Origin of the sequence: Cupriavidus sp. Met-2, from assembly GCF_049843575.1 — a bacterium.
In the GTDB taxonomy this organism is placed as follows: Bacteria; Pseudomonadota; Gammaproteobacteria; order Burkholderiales; family Burkholderiaceae; genus Cupriavidus; species Cupriavidus metallidurans.
In genome coordinates this window covers 190,301-209,119 of record NZ_JBBHZL010000009.1, presented here as the reverse complement: position 1 = coordinate 209,119, position 18,819 = coordinate 190,301, and the positions used below count along the sequence as shown (strand labels likewise).

The 18,819-nt window shown below is 63.6% G+C and carries 15 protein-coding genes and 1 pseudogene; 7 read left to right on the top strand and 9 right to left on the bottom strand.

The window, feature by feature from the left end; genetic code table 11:
- The first annotated feature begins 55 nt into the window (after nucleotides 1-55).
- Together WD006_RS19815 and WD006_RS19810 are read left to right on the top strand one after the other, a co-directional pair.
- Nucleotides 56-1,306, top strand: coding sequence for an MFS transporter (locus WD006_RS19815; protein ID WP_017511611.1), 1,251 nt, complete (start codon nucleotides 56-58; stop codon nucleotides 1,304-1,306).
- 212 nt (nucleotides 1,307-1,518) lie between these two features.
- Nucleotides 1,519-3,060, top strand: a complete 1,542-nt coding sequence (locus WD006_RS19810) for a methyl-accepting chemotaxis protein (protein WP_011520017.1) — start codon at nucleotides 1,519-1,521, stop codon at nucleotides 3,058-3,060.
- Between the two features lie 18 nt (nucleotides 3,061-3,078).
- On the opposite strand, the gene cyoD is transcribed toward WD006_RS19810, so the two are convergent.
- The 4 genes from cyoD to cyoA form a co-directional block, all read right to left on the bottom strand.
- On the bottom strand, nucleotides 3,079-3,507 hold the full coding sequence (gene cyoD, locus WD006_RS19805) for a cytochrome o ubiquinol oxidase subunit IV (protein ID WP_029308786.1): 429 nt from the start codon (nucleotides 3,505-3,507) through the stop codon (nucleotides 3,079-3,081).
- Entirely contained in the window at nucleotides 3,504-4,160 is a 657-nt protein-coding gene (gene cyoC, locus WD006_RS19800) for a cytochrome o ubiquinol oxidase subunit III (RefSeq protein WP_029308787.1), read from the bottom strand. The genes cyoD and cyoC overlap by 4 nt, the downstream gene beginning before the upstream one ends.
- Entirely contained in the window at nucleotides 4,153-6,156 is a 2,004-nt protein-coding gene (gene cyoB, locus WD006_RS19795; protein ID WP_029308788.1) for a cytochrome o ubiquinol oxidase subunit I, read from the bottom strand. Before cyoB ends, cyoC begins: the two co-directional genes overlap by 8 nt.
- Nucleotides 6,157-6,237: 81 nt before the next feature.
- A complete protein-coding gene (cyoA, locus tag WD006_RS19790; RefSeq protein WP_011520015.1) occupies nucleotides 6,238-7,287 on the bottom strand; it encodes a ubiquinol oxidase subunit II in 1,050 nt (349 codons plus the stop codon).
- A gap of 149 nt (nucleotides 7,288-7,436) precedes the next feature.
- Here cyoA and WD006_RS19785 point away from each other — a divergent pair, with 149 nt between their 5' ends.
- Nucleotides 7,437-8,756 carry an MFS transporter gene (locus WD006_RS19785; RefSeq protein WP_011520014.1) on the top strand — a complete coding sequence of 440 codons (1,320 nt, stop codon included), beginning with the start codon at nucleotides 7,437-7,439 and terminating at the stop codon, nucleotides 8,754-8,756.
- Here the strand turns inward: WD006_RS19785 and cynR are convergent.
- Complete coding sequence (cynR, locus tag WD006_RS19780) at nucleotides 8,725-9,627, bottom strand: transcriptional regulator CynR (protein ID WP_017513934.1); 903 nt, start codon at nucleotides 9,625-9,627, stop codon at nucleotides 8,725-8,727. The genes WD006_RS19785 and cynR overlap by 32 nt on opposite strands.
- 107 nt (nucleotides 9,628-9,734) lie before the next feature.
- On the opposite strand from cynR, the gene WD006_RS19775 reads away from it, so the two are divergent.
- Complete coding sequence (locus WD006_RS19775) at nucleotides 9,735-10,385, top strand: carbonic anhydrase (protein ID WP_029308789.1); 651 nt, start codon at nucleotides 9,735-9,737, stop codon at nucleotides 10,383-10,385.
- Nucleotides 10,386-10,404: 19 nt separating this feature from the next.
- Here WD006_RS19775 and WD006_RS19770 read toward each other — a convergent pair whose 3' ends face one another.
- Together WD006_RS19770 and WD006_RS19765 are read right to left on the bottom strand one after the other, a co-directional pair.
- Nucleotides 10,405-11,847 carry an HDOD domain-containing protein gene (locus WD006_RS19770; RefSeq protein ID WP_011520011.1) on the bottom strand — a complete coding sequence of 481 codons (1,443 nt, stop codon included), beginning with the start codon at nucleotides 11,845-11,847 and terminating at the stop codon, nucleotides 10,405-10,407.
- A complete protein-coding gene (locus WD006_RS19765) occupies nucleotides 11,847-13,616 on the bottom strand; it encodes a putative bifunctional diguanylate cyclase/phosphodiesterase (protein ID WP_011520010.1) in 1,770 nt (589 codons plus the stop codon). The genes WD006_RS19770 and WD006_RS19765 overlap by 1 nt, the downstream gene beginning before the upstream one ends.
- A 468-nt stretch (nucleotides 13,617-14,084) precedes the next feature.
- Here WD006_RS19765 and ilvA point away from each other — a divergent pair.
- Together ilvA and WD006_RS19755 are read left to right on the top strand one after the other, a co-directional pair.
- Nucleotides 14,085-15,173 (top strand): annotated as a pseudogene (ilvA, locus tag WD006_RS19760) (threonine ammonia-lyase, biosynthetic); the annotation flags it as partial.
- A gap of 112 nt (nucleotides 15,174-15,285) precedes the next feature.
- On the top strand, nucleotides 15,286-16,044 hold the full coding sequence (locus WD006_RS19755; protein WP_011520008.1) for an SDR family oxidoreductase: 759 nt from the start codon (nucleotides 15,286-15,288) through the stop codon (nucleotides 16,042-16,044).
- Nucleotides 16,045-16,101: 57 nt separating this feature from the next.
- On the opposite strand, the gene WD006_RS19750 is transcribed toward WD006_RS19755, so the two are convergent.
- Complete coding sequence (locus tag WD006_RS19750) at nucleotides 16,102-16,590, bottom strand: ankyrin repeat domain-containing protein (protein WP_085960520.1); 489 nt, start codon at nucleotides 16,588-16,590, stop codon at nucleotides 16,102-16,104.
- Between the two features lie 116 nt (nucleotides 16,591-16,706).
- Nucleotides 16,707-18,152 carry a catalase gene (locus WD006_RS19745; protein ID WP_029308793.1) on the bottom strand — a complete coding sequence of 482 codons (1,446 nt, stop codon included), beginning with the start codon at nucleotides 18,150-18,152 and terminating at the stop codon, nucleotides 16,707-16,709.
- A gap of 379 nt (nucleotides 18,153-18,531) precedes the next feature.
- Between WD006_RS19745 and WD006_RS19740 the strand changes: the two genes are divergently transcribed.
- Entirely contained in the window at nucleotides 18,532-18,690 is a 159-nt protein-coding gene (locus WD006_RS19740) for a hypothetical protein (RefSeq protein ID WP_008642634.1), read from the top strand.
- Nucleotides 18,691-18,819 lie beyond the last annotated feature (129 nt).

Here is an 18,819-nt window from a genome sequence, read left to right as displayed (position 1 = left end):
ACAAGGGACGTGCCCGCGTAGAATAGCCCGCGAGCCCCTCCAGCAAGAGACAAAAGTGAATACGACTTTCCAACAGGAAAGCACCGCCGCAGCCGCGGAGACAAACACGTCGCGAGGCATCGCCCTGTTGACGTTCGCATTCATCCTGAGTCAGTTCTATCGAAGCTGCCTCGCCGTTATCGCGCCCGAACTGCAGCATGACTTCGGACTGTCCCCGGCGGGATTCGGCGCGCTATCTTCCTGCTTCTTCCTCGCTTTCGCCGTCGCGCAGATCCCTGTAGGCATCGCCTTCGATCGCTACGGCGTAGGCCGCCCCACGGCCGTGCTGCTCGGTGTCGGCGCCGTGTCGGCAATCGGTTTCGTGGTCGCGCCCAATGCCGGCATGGCCATGCTGGTGCAGATGGGCCTTGGGCTGGCCTGCGCGCCGGTGTTCATGGGCCTGCTGCACTATGCGTCGGAACAGCTTTCGGAACGACAGTACATGCGTGTGGGCAGCCGCTCGAATGCGCTGGGCATGATCGGGGCACTGTGCGCCACGGCTCCGCTGGGCTGGGCTTCGCAGCATGTCGGCTGGCGCCCCGCCATGGCGCTCGCGGCGGTCTGCATGGTGGTCGCTTGCTACGGCGTATGGCGTTTTGTTCGCGATGACGGTCACGAGCAGGCGCGTCAGGCGCCCATGAGCGCGATGCTGGTCGAGAGCGGCAAGCTGCTCGGATACTGGCCGCTATGGACGCTGATTCCGCTATGCGTGGCGATGTCCGCCGGCACCGGTTTCCGCAATGCATGGAGCGGTCCATATCTGGCCGACGTGTTCGGCCTCCAGGCCGGCACGCGCGGGATGGCGCTGATGCTGCTGAGCCTGGCCGGCTTTCTCACCGCGTTTGCGTTGCCGGTGCTTGTCCGGCGCAGTTCGCTCAAGGCGGCGATTGGCATATGGGGATGCCTGGCAACCGCCGGCGGTATCGCGCTGACGATCTGGCCCGATGCAGGGGTGGCCAGCGGCGTTGGCATGATGGCGCTGCTGTCGACGATCGGCATGCTTCATCCGCTGGTGATGGCGCAAGGGCGTGCGTTGATTCCCGCGCCTGCGCGTGGCCGGGGTCTCGGCCTGCTCAACACGTTCGTGTTCCTGGGCTCGGCGCTTACGTCGTGGGGATTCGGCCTGATTGCCAACGTCGGTCATCTGCGCGACTGGCCTGTCGCCCATACCTACTCGGCGATCTTTCTCTCCGCCGTGGTGGTGGTGGCGCTTTCACTGGTGCCGTACTACTTCAGCCCCATTTCGGCGCCTGCGCCGCGACGTTGATCGCGCCAGAGACCTTGCGGGTGGTCCGGCATCCGGGCAACGCCCGCAATTCGCATTTTCCCTGATTCTTCTCAAGTTCCTGTACTGACTGCCGTTAGCTTTTCCCATGTCCGTTCGAGCGCATACCCAGTTGCGCCGCAGGCAAAGCAGTGATCGGCCGCCACCGCGTGCGGTCAGTCAGCCGCCAACCAGTCAATCAGGTAGAAGAAGGCATGAAGAATCTTGGTATTGGTGTACGCCTTGGCATCGGCTTCGGCGTGGTCTTGCTGTTGTCCACATTCATGACGGTTCTGGGCGTGGTGCGTCTGGAAGATGTCGCGGGCCGCACGCACGCGATGATGCAGCAGCCGCTCGCCAAGGAGCGCATCGTCAGCGACTGGTATCGCCTGATGTACGCCAGCGTGCGCCGTACCACGGCCATCACGCGCAGCAGCGACCCCTCGCTTGGCCAGTTCTTCGCCGCCGAGACCAAAACCTCGGCCGAAACGATTGCCGCGATGCGCGACAAGATAAAGCCGATGCTGACGTCCGACGCGGAAAAGGCGGCCTTCGAGCGAATTCTGGTCGTACGCAATCCCTACAACGAGTCGCGCGACAAGATCGCCAAGCTAAAGCAGGACGGACAGGCCGAGGATGCCATCAAGGTGCTGGAGACCGAGTTCGTACCGGCCGGTGACGCCTACCTGGTTGAGATCCAGAAGCTGTTGGACATCCAGCGCACGTCCATCGACGCCACGGCCGAGGAGATCAACCGGATCTACGAGAGCGCGCGCAATGGGTTGATTGCGCTTGGCGTGATTGCATTGGCAATTGGTGTGGCATTCGCATGGTGGCTGACCATCGGCATCACGCGCCCGTTGCATCGTGCCGTTGGCTTTGCCCGGACCGTGGCCGCTGGCGACCTGACCGGCCGCATCGACGTGGATAGCCGTGACGAAACCGGCCAGCTCCTGGCGGCGTTGCGCGAGATGAATGAGAACATCCTTGGCATCGTCAAGGAAGTGCGCAAAGGCACCGAGGCGATTGCCACCGGCACGAGCCAGATTGCCGCCGGCAATACCGACCTTTCGCAACGGACGGAAGAGCAGGCGTCGTCGCTGCAGGAGACCGCGTCGAGCATGGAAGAACTGACCAGCATCGTGCGCCAGAACGCTGACAGCGCGAAGCAGGCCAGCGGTCTGGCGGTCAATGCCTCCGACGTGGCCACGCAGGGCGGCGAGGTCGTGGGCCAGGTGGTGCACACGATGGACGAGATCAATGCCGCCTCACGCAAGGTGGTCGAGATCATCTCGGTGATTGAAGGCATCGCGTTCCAGACCAACATCCTGGCGCTGAACGCGGCAGTTGAAGCCGCGCGCGCCGGGGAACAGGGCCGGGGCTTTGCCGTGGTGGCGGGCGAGGTGCGCAGCCTCGCGCAGCGCAGCGCGACGGCGGCAAAGGAGATCAAGTCATTGATCGGAGATTCGGCCGATCGCGTCGAACGTGGCTCGCAACTGGTGGCGCAGGCTGGCCAGACGATGGAAGAGATCGTCAGCGCGGTGAAGCGCGTGACCGACATCATGGGCGAAATCAGCGCGGCGTCGGTCGAGCAGAGCGCCGGCATCGAGCAGGTCAATCAGGCCGTGACGCAGATGGACACCGTCACGCAGCAGAACGCGGCGCTGGTGGAACAGGCTGCGGCGGCCGCGGGCTCGCTCGAAGAGCAGGCCCAGCGGCTCAAGGAAGCGGTGGCGACGTTCCGCCTGGCCGCCTGAAGTCCCCCGGCTATCTTGCTATTTGGTTCTGGGTGGCACGATCGTGCCACCCGATTCCGCCGCCTGCTGCGTGTGCCGCATCTGCGGCATCATGTTGCTGTTCAGGTGGAACATCACCCATAGCGATCCGGTCAGCGTGATCACGACCAGTGTCAGCGTGAACATCAGGGAAAGCATGTTCCAGCCGCCTTCCGACTTGGCGTTCATGTGCAGGAAGTAGATCATGTGCACCACGATTTGCACCGCGCCGATCAGCAGGATGGCGATGGCGGTGGTGGACGACTTTTCGAACACCTTGCCCATCACCAGCCAGAACGGCACCGCTGTCAGGAACACCGACAGCACGAAGCCCGTCAGATAGCCACCCAGTGTGGCGTGCGGCCCCACTTCTTCTTCGTGCTCATGGCCATGCCCGTGGCCATCCATCGCGTGGTTTTGCGCGCTCATGGCAGCGACCCCATCAGGTAGACAAAGGTAAAGACGCCGATCCACACGACGTCGAGAAAGTGCCAGAACATCGACAGGCACATCAGCCTGCGCTTGTTCGCCGTGATCAGTCCGTGCCGCGCCACCTGCGTCATCAGGACGATCAGCCAGATGATGCCGAACGTCACGTGCAGCCCGTGCGTGCCCACCAGCGAAAAGAACGATGTCAGGAACGCGCTGCGTTGCGGGCCGGCTCCCTCATGGATCAGGTGCGCGAACTCGTAGAGTTCCACCGCGAGGAACGCCGCGCCGAACACGCCGGTGACGGCCAGCCAGATCTGCGTGCTGGCGACGCGGTTCTGCTGCATCTGCAGCATGGCGAAGCCATACGTGATCGACGATATCAGCAGGAACGAGGTGTTCAGCGCCACCAGTGGTAGCTCGAACAGCTCGGCGCCGCTCGGTCCCCCCGCGTACTCGCGCCCCAGCACCCCGTAGGCGGCGAACAGGCACGCGAATATCAGGCAGTCGCTCATCAGGTAGAGCCAGAACCCGAGCAGCGTGCCGTTCTGAGGATGTACCTCCTCGGTCAGGTAGAACTGATAGCCGCCGGGGGGCGCTTGGTCCGCATCGGCCGTGCCGTGCGCGTGCAGGGGTAGGGTCGTGTCAACCATGGCCGGCCATCAGTTGGGTGCGCGCCGCTTCAGTCCGGACCACCTGCTCTGCCGAAATGTAGTAGTCGCGCTTGTAGTTGAAGGTATGGATGATCGCTGCAATGATCGTGGCCGCGAACGACGCGATGACCAACCACCAGATGTGCCAGATCAACGCGAAGCCGCATATCGTGGAGAGCCCGGCCAGTACGATGCCGGCCGCCGTGCCCTTCGGCATGTGGATCGGGATGAAGCCTTGCTGCGGCCGCTGGAAGCCGTTGTGTTTCATGTGCCACCAGGCATCGGTGTCGTGCACGACCGGCGTGAATGCGAAGTTGTACTGCGGCGGCGGCGACGAGGTCGACCATTCGAGCGTGCGGCCGCCCCAGGGGTCGCCGGTGGTGTCGCGGAGTTCCTCGCGGCGCATGAAGCTCACCACGAGCTGGATCAGGAAGCAGGCGATGCCGATGGCGATCAGCAACGCGCCGAACGCGGCGATCTGGAACCAGATCTGCAGCGACGGATCGTCGAAATGGTTCATGCGGCGGGTCACGCCGAGCAGGCCGAGCCAGTACAGCGGCATGAACGCGAAGTAGAAGCCGACGAACCAGAACCAGAACGACGCCTTGCCCCACGACGACACCAGGCGATAGCCGAATGCCTTGGGGAACCAGTACGTGATGCCGGCCATCAGCCCGAACAGCACGCCGCCGATGATTACGTTATGGAAGTGGGCGATCAGGAACAGGCTGTTGTGTAGCGAGAAGTCCGCCGGAGGCACTGCCAGCAGCACGCCGGTCATGCCGCCGATCACGAACGTGACCATAAAGCCGACCGTCCACAGCATCGGTGGCTCGAAGCGGATCTTGCCGTGGTACATCGTGAACAGCCAGTTGAAGATCTTGGCGCCGGTCGGGATCGAGATGATCATCGTCGTGATCCCGAAGAACGAATTGACGCTGGCGCCGGAGCCCATCGTGAAGAAGTGGTGCAGCCAGACCAGGTAGGAGAGCACGGTGATCACCACCGTCGCATAGACCATCGACGCGTAGCCGAACAGGCGCTTGCGCGCGAACGTGGCCACCACTTCCGAGAACACACCGAACACCGGCAATACCAGGATGTAGACCTCGGGGTGACCCCAGATCCAGATCAGGTTCACGTACATCATCGCGCTGCCGCCCTGGTCGGCTGTGAAGAAGTTCGTGCCGGCGTAGCGATCCAGCGCCAGCAGCGCCAGCGCGGCGGTCAGTACCGGGAAGGCGGCGATGATCAGCACGTTCGTGCACAGCGACGTCCACGTGAAGATCGGCATCCGCATCAGCGTCATACCAGGGGCGCGCAGCTTGACGATGGTGACCAGCAGGTTGATCCCTGATAACAGTGTCCCCACCCCCGCTATCTGTAGCGCCCATATGTAGTAATCCACGCCAACGTCGGGACTGTGGAGGATGCCCGACAGCGGAGGATAGGCCAGCCAGCCGGTGCGCGCGAATTCGCCTACGAACAGCGACATCATGACCAGAATCGCGCCGCCCGTGGTCATCCAGAAGCTGAAGTTGTTGAGGAACGGGAATGCCACGTCGCGCGCGCCGATCTGCAACGGCATGACAAAGTTCATCAGCCCGGTGACCAGCGGCATAGCCACGAAGAAGATCATGATCACGCCGTGCGCGGTGAAGATCTGGTCGTAGTGGTGAGGTGGCAGGAACCCGGCGTTGTCGCCGAACGCGACGGCCTGCTGCATCCGCATCATGACCGCATCGGCAAAGCCACGCAGCAGCATCACGATGCCCAGCACGATGTACATGATGCCGATCTTCTTGTGGTCGATGCTGGTGAACCACTCTCGCCAGAGATAGCCCCACGCGCGGAAGTACGTCAGCAGCGCCACCAGTGCCAGTCCGCCTATCGCCACGGCGGCGAAGGTGGCGATCAGGATCGGCTCATGGTAGGGAATGGCCTCCCATGACAGTCGGCCGAAAATCAGGTTGGCGAGTTCGGAGCGCTCGGGCATGTTTGTCACCTGGGCCTGTGTTGGCCAAAATTGACCGATGATGATTGGCGGGAACCGGAAAAATGGGGGCGAATCCCCGCTTCACCGCAGCAGTCGTCTACCGTCGTTGAGCACGACGTCCGGCGCAAACAGCGGCGAATCGACCGGTGTGTTGCTTGCCGTGCAGATTTCGCCGGACGGGTCGAACTTGCCGCGGCTGCGATCGAGCGCCATGGTGTCGGCCATGCAGGCGCCGCCATCCACGCAACGGTTCAGGATCTGGTCGTAGAGTTCGGGCGCCACGCTCGCATAGCGTTGCACCGGCTCACGTTCGCTGGGCTGGGCCAGCTTCAGGTAGGCGTCCTTCGACAGGGTGCTTCCCGATGACTTGGCCTGCGCGATCCAGCGATCGAAGTCCTCGCTCGACATGCCGTGGAACTTGAACCGCATATGCGAGAAGCCCGCGCCACTGTAGTTGGACGAGAAGCCGTCATAGATGCCGGGTTTGTTGATCACCGCATGGAGCTTGGTTTCCATGCCAGGCATGGCGTAGACCATGCCGGCCAGCGAAGGCACGAAGAAGGCGTTCATCACCGAGGTGGCGGTGATCCGGAAGGCGATCGGGCGATCGACCGGCGCGGCCAGTTCGTTCACCGTGGCAATGCCTTGTTCGGGATACAGGAACAGCCACTTCCAGTCCAGCGCCACGACTTCCACCGTGAGCGGTTTCACCTCGGTGGGAACGGGGCGGCCTTCGTCGAGTCGTGTCAGTGGCCGGTAGGGATCGAGCTGATGGGTGCTGACCCACGTCACCGCGCCGAGCGCGATGATGATCAGCAGCGGTGCGGCCCAGATCGCCAATTCGAGCACCGTGGAGTGGTCCCACTCGGGGTTGTACGGGGAATCGGGGGCGCTCTCGCGGTATCGCCACGCGAACAGCAACGTGAGGAAGATCACCGGGACGATGATCAGCAGCATCAGACATGTGGCGATGATGATCAAGTCACGCTGGCGCATGGCCATATCGCCGGATGGCGAAAGCAGCACAGCGTTGCACCCGGCCAGACTCGCCAATAGCGCGATTGCGGTAAAACGCAAAAGCAACCTTCCCGTCACCCTGATGGGTGTCACTGCTGCATCGAAGCGTGGCATGGTCTCGGAAGTGGCGTCTGGTTAACGTCGCATTGGGGTGGCCCCAACGATCTTTCGATTTCCAGTTGCAGTTTAGGCGCTATTCTTGTGATTGCGGGACTTTAAGTGCAGTACGACATCCTCCTCTCGCACATCAAGGAGACTCCACGATGGCCAGTCTGTCCCACCAGCATCGCGCGTCGCCCACTGCACCTCCGGCTCCCGGTCATCATGACGTGGCGCCAGCCGAGATCGCTACAGGCGTGGTGATCGGGCGCGCCTCCGAGTACTTCGACTTCTTCACGTATGGCATCGCCTCGGTGCTCGTCTTCCCATCGGTCTACTTCCCGTTTGCGAGCGAGTTGGCCGGTCTGCTCTACAGCTTCGCGATCTTCTCCTTCGCATTCGTCGGACGGCCGTTCGGGACGACGCTGTTCATGCGAATCCAGCGACGCTGGGGCCGCGGCATCAAGCTGACGGCCTCGCTGTTCCTGCTCGGCACCGCCACGGTGGGTATCGCGTTCCTGCCGTCATATGCGTCGATCGGCAGTTCGGCCATCTACCTGCTGGCGCTGTTCCGCTTCCTGCAGGGCATTGCGTTTGGCGGTTCGTGGGATGGCCTGCCGTCGCTGCTGGCGCTCAATGCGCCGGAAAACAAGCGCGGGTGGTACGCGATGGTGGGGCAGCTTGGCGCGCCGACTGGCTTCATCGTGGCGGGTGCGTTGTTCCTGTTCCTGCGCTCGAGCCTGACGCCGGAAGAGTTCATCGATTGGGGGTGGCGTTATCCGTTCTATGTGGCCTTCGCCATCAACGTGGTGGCGCTGTTCGCGCGGCTGCGCCTGGTGGTCACGCATGAATACACCCGACTGCTCGAGGAGGATGAACTCGAGCCAATCAGCACGCTGCAGATGGTCAATGCGCAGGGCTTCAACATCTTCCTCGGCGCCTTCGCGGCACTGGCCAGCTATGCGCTGTTCCACCTCGTCACCGTGTTTCCGCTGTCATGGGTGAGCCTGCACAAGACGCAGAACATCACAGACGTGCTCGCGGTCCAGATCGTGGGTGCGGTCATTGCGTTCATCGGCACGTTGATCTCCGGCTGGCTTGCCGACCGCATCGGCCGGCGTACCACGCTGGCGACAATGGCCGTCTTGATTGGCATCTTTAGCCTGTTCAGTCCGTGGCTGCTCGATGGCGGCGCGACCGGCCAGAACCTGTTCATCCTGATCGGCTTCGGCCTGCTGGGTTTGTCGTACGGGCAGGCGGCTGGCGTGGTGACGTCGAACTTCGAGACCCGCTATCGCTATACGGGCGCCGCGCTGACGACCGATTTCGCGTGGCTGTTCGGCGCCGCATTTGCGCCACTGGTAGCGCTGGGACTGTCGTCGCTGTTCGGTCTGGTCGCGGTTAGTCTGTATCTGCTGTCTGGGGTGGTGGGAACGCTGGTGGCGCTGCGGATCAACCGTGCGCTGGGGACCCCCGACGATTGACCTCATCGAGCGCAAATGCCACGAACGCGCGCGCCGCGGCAGTGCGATAGGCGCCACGCCGTTGCAGTAGCGCGGCACGGCGCGGCGGCAGCGGCAGTTCCAGCTTGAGGACGCACAGATCCGGATGTCCGGCGGCAATGGCCGCCGGCAGCACCGTGGCGTGGCGTCCGCTGCGCACGGCGTCAAGCACGGCGCTGACCGAGTTGGCCTCGAACGTGATACGCGGCTCGATCCCTAGCGCCCCGAAGTAGCGGGCGATATAACCCCGTGTGGCAAATTCCCGCGTCAGCATGGCCATGGATTGCGCCGCGAGCACGTCGGCGCGCAGTGCCGTGCGTCGGCGCGCCAGCGCGTGTGTGGCGCCGACCATGTAGGCCAGCGGTTCCTCCATCAACGGTGTGGCGTCCAGATCGGGCAGATGGATATCGTCGAAGGCGATGCCGATATCGACCTCGTCATCGGCCAGCAATGGCTCCACGCGCTCTTGTGGCATTTCGCGCAGACTCAGCGTGATATTCGGATACGCCGAGTTAAACGCCACGATCAGCGGCGCCACCAGATAGGGCGTGAACGTCGGCGTGATCGCCAGCCGGAGGTTGCCGCGCGTGAGTTCCCCCACGTCATGGATGGCGCGTCGCCCGGCTTCGAGGTCCTGCAGCGCGCGGCGTGCGTGCACGTAGTACGCCTCGCCGGCGTCAGTCAGTCGCACGGTGCGGCCGCTGCGATCGAACAACGGCGCGCCGAGTGATTCCTCGAGCTGGCGGATCTGCTGCGACAGTGTCGGCTGGGAGACATGGAGTGCCTCGGCCGCTCGGGTGAAGTTGCCGGCGTCGGCGACGGCCAGGAAATAGCGAACGTGGCGCAGCAGCATGGTGGTAACTATTGGTGTTGCCAATGACGAGGATAATAAACCGGTCTTTGACCCAATAGCTGTTCGCCGCCATGCTGGAGCCATCCAATGACGATGGGGGCGTCGGCGTGAAAGATCTGATCCAGGGCATTCTGAAGTTCCAGCGGGAAGAATTCCCGAAGCGGTCGGCGTTGTTCAAGCACCTGGCCACGCAGCAGAATCCCAAGACGTTGTTCATCGCGTGTTCGGACAGCCGCGTCGTGCCGGCGTTGCTGACACAGTGCGAGCCCGGGGAGCTGTTCGTGATCCGCAACGCCGGCAATATCGTCCCGGCCTACGCGGTGCAGCCAGGCGGCGTGTCCGCCAGCGTCGAATACGCGGTGGCGGGGCTCAAGGTGCGCGACATCGTGATCTGTGGCCATTCCGATTGCGGGGCCATGACGGCCGTGGCCACCTGCCAATGCCTGGACCACATGCCCGCTGTCGAAGAGTGGCTCGAACATGCCAGCGGCGCCCGGCGGATCAGTCTGGCCCGTCCGCACGCATCGGACCGGGCACGGGTGGACGACATGGTGCGTGAGAACGTGATCGAGCAGCTTGACCATCTGCGGACGCATCCGTCGGTGGCGCAGGCGCTGGCCGAAGGGCGTGTCGACCTGCATGGCTGGGTCTACGACATCGAAACCGGTGAGATCGATGCCCTCGAAGGACGTACCGGGAAGTTCGTGCCGCTGCGGGAACAGCCTGATGTCACCGCCACGCTGGAGCGGGTTGCCTGACGCCAGGGATTGGCAGGTATCAGCGCGAGGGCGATTGCGCAGGCGCCGCGCGCAGCACGCCTGCGGCGATTTCGCGCATCAGCTCATCGACGGTCTCGAGCTCGGCCTCGCCCAGACCGGCGGGCGCGCGGGCGGTGCCCCAGTCACCATAGACCATGGCGATGCAGCGATTGCGGATTCTCACCGGCGCCAGCAGGATCGACCGCGCGTCCGGAATCGCATCGCGATACCACCGTGGCAGACGGCGCGCCACTTCGGCGTCGGTCGTGTCCTCCACCAGCAGCGGCTTGGACGCCAGCGCGGCAAAGTGGAACACATCGGGCACGAAGCCTTCCTCGAAGGACAGCGCGGACAGCCTTTCACGCATTCCCTCGCCGAAGCCCAGCCGCGCGTGAAAGTGCCGTGTCGAGGGGTTCAGCATCATCAGGAAACAGCGCGAGAAGTCCAGCGCGCGCATCGACGATTCCAGCACCATCGGTGCCAGTTGCGATACCGTCCGGCCCGCGCCTTCGCGCTGCACCTCGGCGATGCCTTGCCGCAGTCGCTCCAGGACGTTATCCGGGCGCGCGCCGTGGGCAAGTGTTGTGGCATCCTGCGCCGGCGATTCGGATTCGACAATCGACGCATTGAGCACCTCGGCCTGGCGCACGGCCACGGAGACGTCGCTGGCGTCCAGGCCGAGCACCTTCGCGTGCGACAGCAGCAAGGCTTCGACCGATGCCTGATTGCCGTCGCGCACCATCGTGGCCGCGGCCTGTGCGGAGACCTGCGCGATCGCGGCGAGCCAGTCGGCATGGGTTTCCAGTACGGTATCCGTGGACAGCGCGCGCGGCTTCATTGCGTGCGCGATCAGGCCCGGGAGCCGCCATTTGCGCGCGGCCGCCTCGGCGATCTCCACCATCGACACACCGAGCACTTCCTGGCAGGCCTCGTTCTCCGTCATCGGATGCGCGGCGCACATGGCCTCCACGCGTTCCCATTCTTCGGGGAAATAGAACACGATGAGCAGCCGGCTCATATGGTGCATCAGCGTGCAGACGACGGCTTCCTCGCCCTCGTTGATGCCGCGTGCCTGGCTCAGCGCCCGCGTGATCTCGCCGGCCACCAGCGCGCGTTGCAACGCGCGCGTGGCCTGCGGACGATTTGGCGCCACGCCGTGGAAATAGTCGAGCAGCTGGATGCCGAGCGTCAGGTGGCTGATCGCCTCCACGCCCAGCACCAGGATCGCGCGCGAGACGGTGGTCACCTCGCCGCCGAACGATCGGTACATGGCCGAGTTGGCGAGCCGGATCACCTTCTGCGACAGGCTGAAATCCGACAGCACGCTTGTGGCCATCTCGCCGACGGTGAGGTCGGCGTTGAGCGTCTTGAAGATGTTGTCGACACAGTACTGAAGCGTCGGGAAGTCTCCCTGCTGCGCCATCCGTGCCCACAGGGTCTCGAAGAAATCGGACTTGGACATCAGGACACCCGTGGCGCGAAGACTTCGCCCTCGCCGACCACGAACCTGCCGTCGGTGACGGCGCTCTCGAAATCGGCGGCGGCGACGGCACGTGCAAAGCGCCATCCCTGCACAAGGTTGCAGCCCTGCGCGGCCAACAGCTTGTTTTGGGCATCGGTTTCCACGCCCTCGGCAATGGCGACGAGACCGAGTTCGCGTGCCAGCGACAGCACGGCCGACACGATGGTCCGCGCGTGCGGTGAATCGACCATGTCGGCGACGAAGCTGCGGTCGACCTTAAGGGCCGACAGCGGAAAGCGGCGCAGGTACGACAGGCTCGAATAGCCGGTGCCGAAATCATCGACGGCGAAGCGGATGCCGAGCGCACGCAGCGAAAGGAGCAGTTCCTCGGCGGCCTTCGGATCGGTCATCAGCGCGCTTTCGGTGATTTCCAGCAGTAGCCGGTCGGCGCCGATGCCCGATTCCTGGATCGCATTGCGGACACTGTCGAAGAAACCCGGATGCAGGAACTGCACGGCTGACACGTTGACCGACATATGGCCTACATGGATACCCAGCGCATCCCAGGCGGCAAGCTGCGCGCAGGCGCAGCGCAGCGCCCACGCGCCAAGGTGTTTGATCAGACCGTTCTTCTCGGCGACGGGAATGAACACATCGGGCCGGATATCGCGGCCTGCGTGCTCCCAGCGCATCAGTGCTTCCACGGCGCAGACTTCACCGCTTCCGGGCCAGACGATCGGCTGGTAGTGCAGCAGGAATTCTCCGTTCTGCACCGCTTCGAACATGCTCTGTTCGATCTGGAACTGTTCGTCCAGGCGGCGGTCCAGTTCGGGCGAGTAGATGCAGTAACGGTTCTTGCCGAGCGCCTTCGCCTCGTACATCGCCAGGTCCGCGCGGCGTAGCCATTGCGACTCCGATTGCGCCGAACCGTTCGAGAAGGCCAGGCCGATGCTGGTGGTGATGCGCACCTGGCAGCCGCCCAGCAGGAAGGGCTGGCGGCAGACATGGATCACGCGTTCGAGGATGCGGATGGCGTCCGCCTCTGACTCCATGTCATCGAGCATCAGCACGAATTCGTCGCCACCCAGCCGCGCCACGCTTTGGCGCGTGCGGACAGTGTCCTGCAGGCGCGTGCCCACTTCCTTGAGCAGCGCGTCGCCAAATTCGTGGCCGAGCGAGTCGTTGACGTTCTTGAAGCCGTCCAGATCCATCAGGGCAACCGCGAACGGCTGGCCCGCGCGGCGGCCGGACGTGTATTCCTCGATCCGCTTGCCGATGTAGGCGCGGTTGCCGACACCGGTCAACGGGTCCAGGAAGGCACGCTCGGTCAGGTCTCGCTCCGACTCCACCCAATGCGTAATGTCTTGGCCGAACAGCAGCAGGCTCGGCGCATCGTCGGCATCGCGGTGGTAGCTCACGCGCAGGTCGAGCCAGTTGGGCCCGCCGATACCGCCGGCCACGCGCACGCGCTCGCGGCGCATGGTCTGGTCCTGCGCGCAGCACGTCAGCAGCATGGCCACGCGTTCGCGGGACTCCAGCGCGATGATGTCGAGGATCGAGGTGCGCAGCAGGTATTCGCGCGGATAGACCAGTAGTTCGGCGGTGGCTTCAGTCGCTTCGAGAATGCGTCCCTGCATGTCCACGCGCATGGCCAGCGCGCCGGAAGCCTCCAGCAACGCCAGGGCCTCGCCGTAGGCAGGGCCGGCATCGGGCCGCCTGCGATCGGCAGGCTCCGGTGCCAGAGCAACATCGAATGCGAACGCGGTCATGTATCTTTCAACCCTGAGCCCAATGGGCGCATGGCTGATATCGGTTGGTTTCTTGTGATCTGTAGGGTTGGATACCCGCGGCAACGCCAGTCCGTGGCTAACCCGTGCCCGGAACATGACCTCTGGTGCTGCCGCCGTCATACGAATGACATCGGCGATTCTAATACGAGCCGACATCGGGCTGAGTGTGGCGCGGGAGGGGGCTGACGCCAGTGGGCACGGCTACAACACGCGTATTGCCAGTTGAAGGCCAGGCTTGTGTCGGGATTGACATAGTCGTGGGAAATCCGTGACACTCATTCCCATGTCCAGTTTCGCCATCCGCATCGCCGCGATTATTCGCACCATTCCGAGAATGGTGGGTTAGCGCGCGTCCGAAACAGACATCAATAACCCGCCCAACGAGGCGGGTTTTTTATGGCCGCCTCCAGGGATTTCCAGAGATTTCCCCTCAAGAATGGAGTCGCCATGCCGTTAACCCATCCCCTTGCTGTGCCCCAAGCCGTTGCGCCAGGCCAGTCGTTCGATGTCGAGCCGTTTGAAACGGCACACGACGCCTGGAGCGACGCCGACGATTATCTGAGGCGCATCCTGACCGCGCGTGTTTACGATGTGGCACGGGAGACCGCGCTGGAGGCGGCGCCGACCTTGTCCGCGCATCTCGGCCACCGTGTCTGGTTCAAGCGCGAAGATCATCAGCCCGTGTTTTCGTTCAAGGTGCGCGGCGCCTACAACAAGATGGCCAGCCTGCCGGCCGATGCGCTTGCCCGTGGCGTGATCACGGCCTCAGCCGGCAATCACGCGCAAGGCGTGGCGCTGGCCGCGGCCCGGCTTGGTGTGCGGGCGATCATCGTCGTGCCGCAATCCGCGCCGCAGGTGAAGGTGGATGCGGTGCGTGCCCACGGTGGCGGGATGGTGGAAGTCGTGCTGGCCGGCGAGTCCTATTCCGATGCCTTCGACCATGCGCTATCCCTGCAGCAACAACACGGACTGACGTTCATCCCGGCGTTCGACGATCCCGACGTCATCGCCGGGCAAGGAACCGTGGGCATGGAGATCCTGCGGCAGCATCGCGGTCCGCTTGATGCCGTGTTCGTGCCGATCGGCGGTGGCAGCCTGGCAGCAGGCGTGGCGGCATATGTCAAGGCGGTCCGGCCGGAAGTCCAGGTCATCGGCGTGCAAACGGAGGATTCCTGCGCCATGGCGCGTTCGCTGGCCGCTGGCGAGCGGGTCACGCTCGATACCGTGGGATTGTTCTCGGATGGCACGGCGGTCAAGCGCGTCGGAGAAGAGACGTTTCGGCTTTGCCAGAAGTACCTCGATGGCGTGCTGACGGTGGATACCGATGCGCTCTGCGCGGCGATCAAGGACATCTTCCAGGACACGCGCAGCCTGGTGGAGCCGGCCGGCGCGCTGGCCGTGGCGGGGCTCAAGCAGTATGCGGCGACGGCGGGCAACGCCTCGCTGGCGCTGGTCGCGATCACATCGGGCGCCAATATGAACTTTGACCGCTTGCGCATCGTGGCGGAGCGGGCGGAAGTGGTTGGTGCCGCACGATGATGGAAGGGGAGGCCGATGACCGCCCAGAAGTTGTCGTACAACTGTGGTTCTTTCGGGCAGAATCAGGGGTGGCACTCTTCCCAGCCACAAGACATTGGAGACATCGAGCATGACAAAGCAGGCAAAGGTCGCACTGGTCACGGGCGCGGCGCGCGGTATCGGCAAGGCAGTGGCACAGGCGATGCTCGCGGACGGTTATCAGGTCGTGCTGGCCGGGCGCACCGCCGAAACGTTGGAAGCCCTGGCCGCGCAAGCTACGGCTGCGGGCCAGACCGCGCTGGCCGTGCAGTGCGATGTGAGTGATGCCGCCTCGGTCGACGCTTTGTTCGGCAAGATCCGCGAACGCTTCGGCCGGCTCGATGTACTGTTCAATAACGCAGGCATCAACGCGCCGGGCGTCAGCATCGACGAACTGTCAGTCGAGCAGTGGAAGGCGGTGGTAGACACCAACCTGACCGGCGCCTTCTTGTGCGCGCGCGGCGCGTTCGCGCTGATGAAATCGCAGGACCCGCGTGGTGGCCGCATCATCAACAACGGGTCGATCTCGGCCCACGCGCCACGGCCGAATTCCGTGGCCTACACGGCCACCAAGCATGCGATTACCGGGCTGACCAAGAGCCTGTCGCTCGATGGCCGTCCCTGGGACATCGCCTGTGGTCAGATCGATATTGGCAACGCGGGTACCGACATGGCCAACCGCATGGCGCGTGGCGTGCCGCAGGCCAACGGCGAGATCCGCCCGGAGCCGTTGATGGATGTGGCCCACGTTGCCAGCTCGGTACTGCATATGGCCAATCTGCCGCTGGAAACCAATGTGCAGTTCATGACCGTCATGGCGACCAAGATGCCGTTCGTGGGACGCGGGTAATGCGCTGAGGTGGAATCAAGGCGGTCCTCCTCTCGCTCGGCGGAGAGGGGCGGCCCGTCAATGGGTGCTACCGTGCCGGCCGGCCATGAAAGCCGCCGCATCGGCTGCGGTCATGCCGCGGTTGTCGCGTGCGTTGGGGTCGGCGCCATGCGCCTTGAGTATGTCGACGATATCCGTGCGCTGGAACATTGCGGCGGTCATCAGCGCCGTGCGGCCGTCAGGCGAGGCACCTTCGACGTCGGCACCATGCTCGAGCAGGATTTCGACGATTTCGGTGTAGCCCTTGTAGGCGGCTCCGGCGATCGGCGTCTGACCCATCGCATTGCGAATGTCCGGCGAAGCGCCGACTTCCAGCAGCGTGCGCAGCGCGTTCGCATGGCCATGGTAGGCGGCCAGCATGACGAGGGTGTCGCCCTTCTCATTACGCAGGTTCGGTGGCATACCGCGTTCGATCAGCGCCGCGAGCGCCACGGCGTCGCCATTGCGCGCGAGATCGAACACCTGGCCCAGCGCGGCGATCATGCGCGCTTCATCTTCCGCGGACATCGTGGCTTGAGGCTGTTCCATCATCATTTTCCTGTCTCGGACGGTTTGTTCGGGATTTGCTGAGTCGTTCCGCCCATGCCTCTCCCGGGGGCGGGAGAGGCATGGGTAGTGGGGACTTACTTGGCCTCGATCATCTCGATAGCAGCCGCGACACCCGCACCATAGGCGGGGTCAGCCGCCGTGCAATGCTTGATGTGGGTCTGCTGGATGTGTTTCGACACACCCTTGATCGAGCGGGCCGTGTTGTCGAACAGCGCCTGCTGCTGCGTCGGCGACATCAGGCGGAACAACGCGCCGACCTGCGAGAAGTAGTCGCCGTCCTCGCGATGGTTCCAGTGGTCGGCAGTGCCTTCCAGCGTCAGCGGCGGTTCGCGGAAGTCGGGTTGCTCGGCCCACTCGCCCTTCGTATTGGGCTCATAGCCGATGGCGGCCCCCCGGTTGCCGTCGACGCGCATCGTGCCGTCGCGGTGATAGCTGTTGACGTACTTCGCGGCTTTCGGCGAGTTCACCGGAATCTGGTGATGATTCACGCCGACGCGATAGCGCGCGGCGTCGCCGTACGAGAATAGACGGCCCTGCAACATCTTGTCGGGCGAGAAACCGACGCCAGGGACGATCGTCGACGGCGCGAACGATGCCTGTTCGACTTCGGCGAAGAAGTTGTCCGGATTGCGGTTCAGTTCCAGCACGCCGACTTCGATCAGCGGGTAGTCCTTCTTCGGCCAGATTTTGGTCAGGTCGAACGGGTGGTAGGGGACCTTGCTGGCTTCGGCTTCCGGCATGATCTGCACGCAGAGCTTCCAGCGCGGGAAATTGCCACGTTCGATTGATTCAAACAGATCGCGCTGGTGATATTCGCGGTCCTGGCCCGTGATCTCCGCAGCTTCCTCGTCAGTCAGGTTCTGGATGCCCTGCTGGGTGACGAAGTGGAACTTCACCCAGAAACGCTCCATGTTGGCGTTGATGAAGCTGTAGGTATGGCTGCCGAACCCGTGCATATGACGCCAGGTGCGCGGGATACCCCGGTCACTCATCACGATCGTGACCTGGTGCAGGGCTTCGGGCAGGCCGGTCCAGAAGTCCCAGTTGCTTTCGGCGCTACGCATGCCCGTGCGCGGGTCGCGCTTCACGGCGTGGTTCAGGTCGGGGAACTTCAGGGGGTCGCGCAGGAAGAAAACCGGGGTGTTGTTGCCCACCAGGTCCCAGTTGCCTTCCTCGGTGTAGAACTTGATCGCAAAGCCGCGGATGTCGCGTTCCGCATCGGCCGCGCCGCGCTCGCCGGCCACCGACGAGAAGCGCAGGAACAGGTCGGTTTTCTTGCCAACCTGTGAGAACAGGTTCGCGCGCGTGTACTTGGTGATGTCATGCGTGACCGTGAACGTGCCGTAAGCGCCGGCGCCCTTGGCGTGCATGCGGCGTTCCGGAATCACTTCACGGTCGAAGTGGGCAAGCTTTTCGAGGAACCAGACATCCTGGAGCAGGGCGGGGCCACGCGGCCCGGCGGTCTGAACGTTCTGGTTATCGACAACGGGCGCGCCAAATGCGGTCGTGAGCTTATTCATAGTCATTCCTTGATGCAGTCGTGCGATCCGGAAGGGTCGCGTCTGGACATTTGTGGGACGGAATTGCCGCGGCTCGTGGCCGCGTCACCGAGGGCGCCGGGGAACTGACTCGCCGGCAGGAGTTGCAGTCAACTATCGCAGAAGGGGTCGTTCAAGTCATATCGTATTGATCAATGGCCGCGATAGTGCACAGACTTTTCGAGCGGGCCATTAAGTGGTTTACGTCTGGGAAGGGCTCCGCTTTCTCGCATTTTTCGGATCAGGTCAAATTCTGTGCTCGGCATTGACAGGAAATTGACGTGTATCAGTCGATTCTTTGCAGTGTCTGGACGGCAGGCTGAATAGGCTGAAAGCAGGACAACTACGACCATGCCGCACCATGTGGATCGTCTACCGTTTTGGTCTTGCCGCCATTGCGTTGATCGCCCTGATTGCGCTGTTCGTGTGCCAGTACCGGCTATCGGCCAGGCTGGCGCGCCGCGAAGCGAAGCTCGATGGGCAGCAGGCACATGAGGAACCCGGCGCCATTGAATCGTGAGGCGCTGGCCGGGCGCGGCCCGTTCAAATGCGACGCGTGCTCGACCTGAGTCCTCCCCGTGGCAGGTTTACCGTGCCTTTTCAGGCTGCGTTCCTATCCTTACAAGGTGAAAATCATGCGCAGGAGATG

Bases quoted from the DNA above. Each gene is read 5' to 3' on its own strand.
- cynR (WP_017513934.1), bottom strand. From the start codon at position 9,627: ATGCTGCTGCGCCACGTTCGCTATTTCCTGGCCGTCGCCGACGCCGGC.
- WD006_RS19785 (WP_011520014.1), top strand. From the start codon at position 7,437: ATGGCCAGTCTGTCCCACCAGCATCGCGCGTCGCCCACTGCACCTCCG.
- cyoD (WP_029308786.1), bottom strand. From the start codon at position 3,507: ATGAGCGCGCAAAACCACGCGATGGATGGCCACGGGCATGGCCATGAG.
- cyoB (WP_029308788.1), bottom strand. From the start codon at position 6,156: ATGCCCGAGCGCTCCGAACTCGCCAACCTGATTTTCGGCCGACTGTCA.
- WD006_RS19755 (WP_011520008.1), top strand. From the start codon at position 15,286: ATGACAAAGCAGGCAAAGGTCGCACTGGTCACGGGCGCGGCGCGCGGT.
- WD006_RS19770 (WP_011520011.1), bottom strand. From the start codon at position 11,847: ATGTCCAAGTCCGATTTCTTCGAGACCCTGTGGGCACGGATGGCGCAG.
- cyoA (WP_011520015.1), bottom strand. From the start codon at position 7,287: ATGCCACGCTTCGATGCAGCAGTGACACCCATCAGGGTGACGGGAAGG.
- WD006_RS19750 (WP_085960520.1), bottom strand. From the start codon at position 16,590: ATGTCCGCGGAAGATGAAGCGCGCATGATCGCCGCGCTGGGCCAGGTG.
- cyoC (WP_029308787.1), bottom strand. From the start codon at position 4,160: ATGGTTGACACGACCCTACCCCTGCACGCGCACGGCACGGCCGATGCG.
- WD006_RS19810 (WP_011520017.1), top strand. From the start codon at position 1,519: ATGAAGAATCTTGGTATTGGTGTACGCCTTGGCATCGGCTTCGGCGTG.
- WD006_RS19745 (WP_029308793.1), bottom strand. From the start codon at position 18,152: ATGAATAAGCTCACGACCGCATTTGGCGCGCCCGTTGTCGATAACCAG.
- WD006_RS19740 (WP_008642634.1), top strand. From the start codon at position 18,532: ATGTGGATCGTCTACCGTTTTGGTCTTGCCGCCATTGCGTTGATCGCC.
- WD006_RS19765 (WP_011520010.1), bottom strand. From the start codon at position 13,616: ATGACCGCGTTCGCATTCGATGTTGCTCTGGCACCGGAGCCTGCCGAT.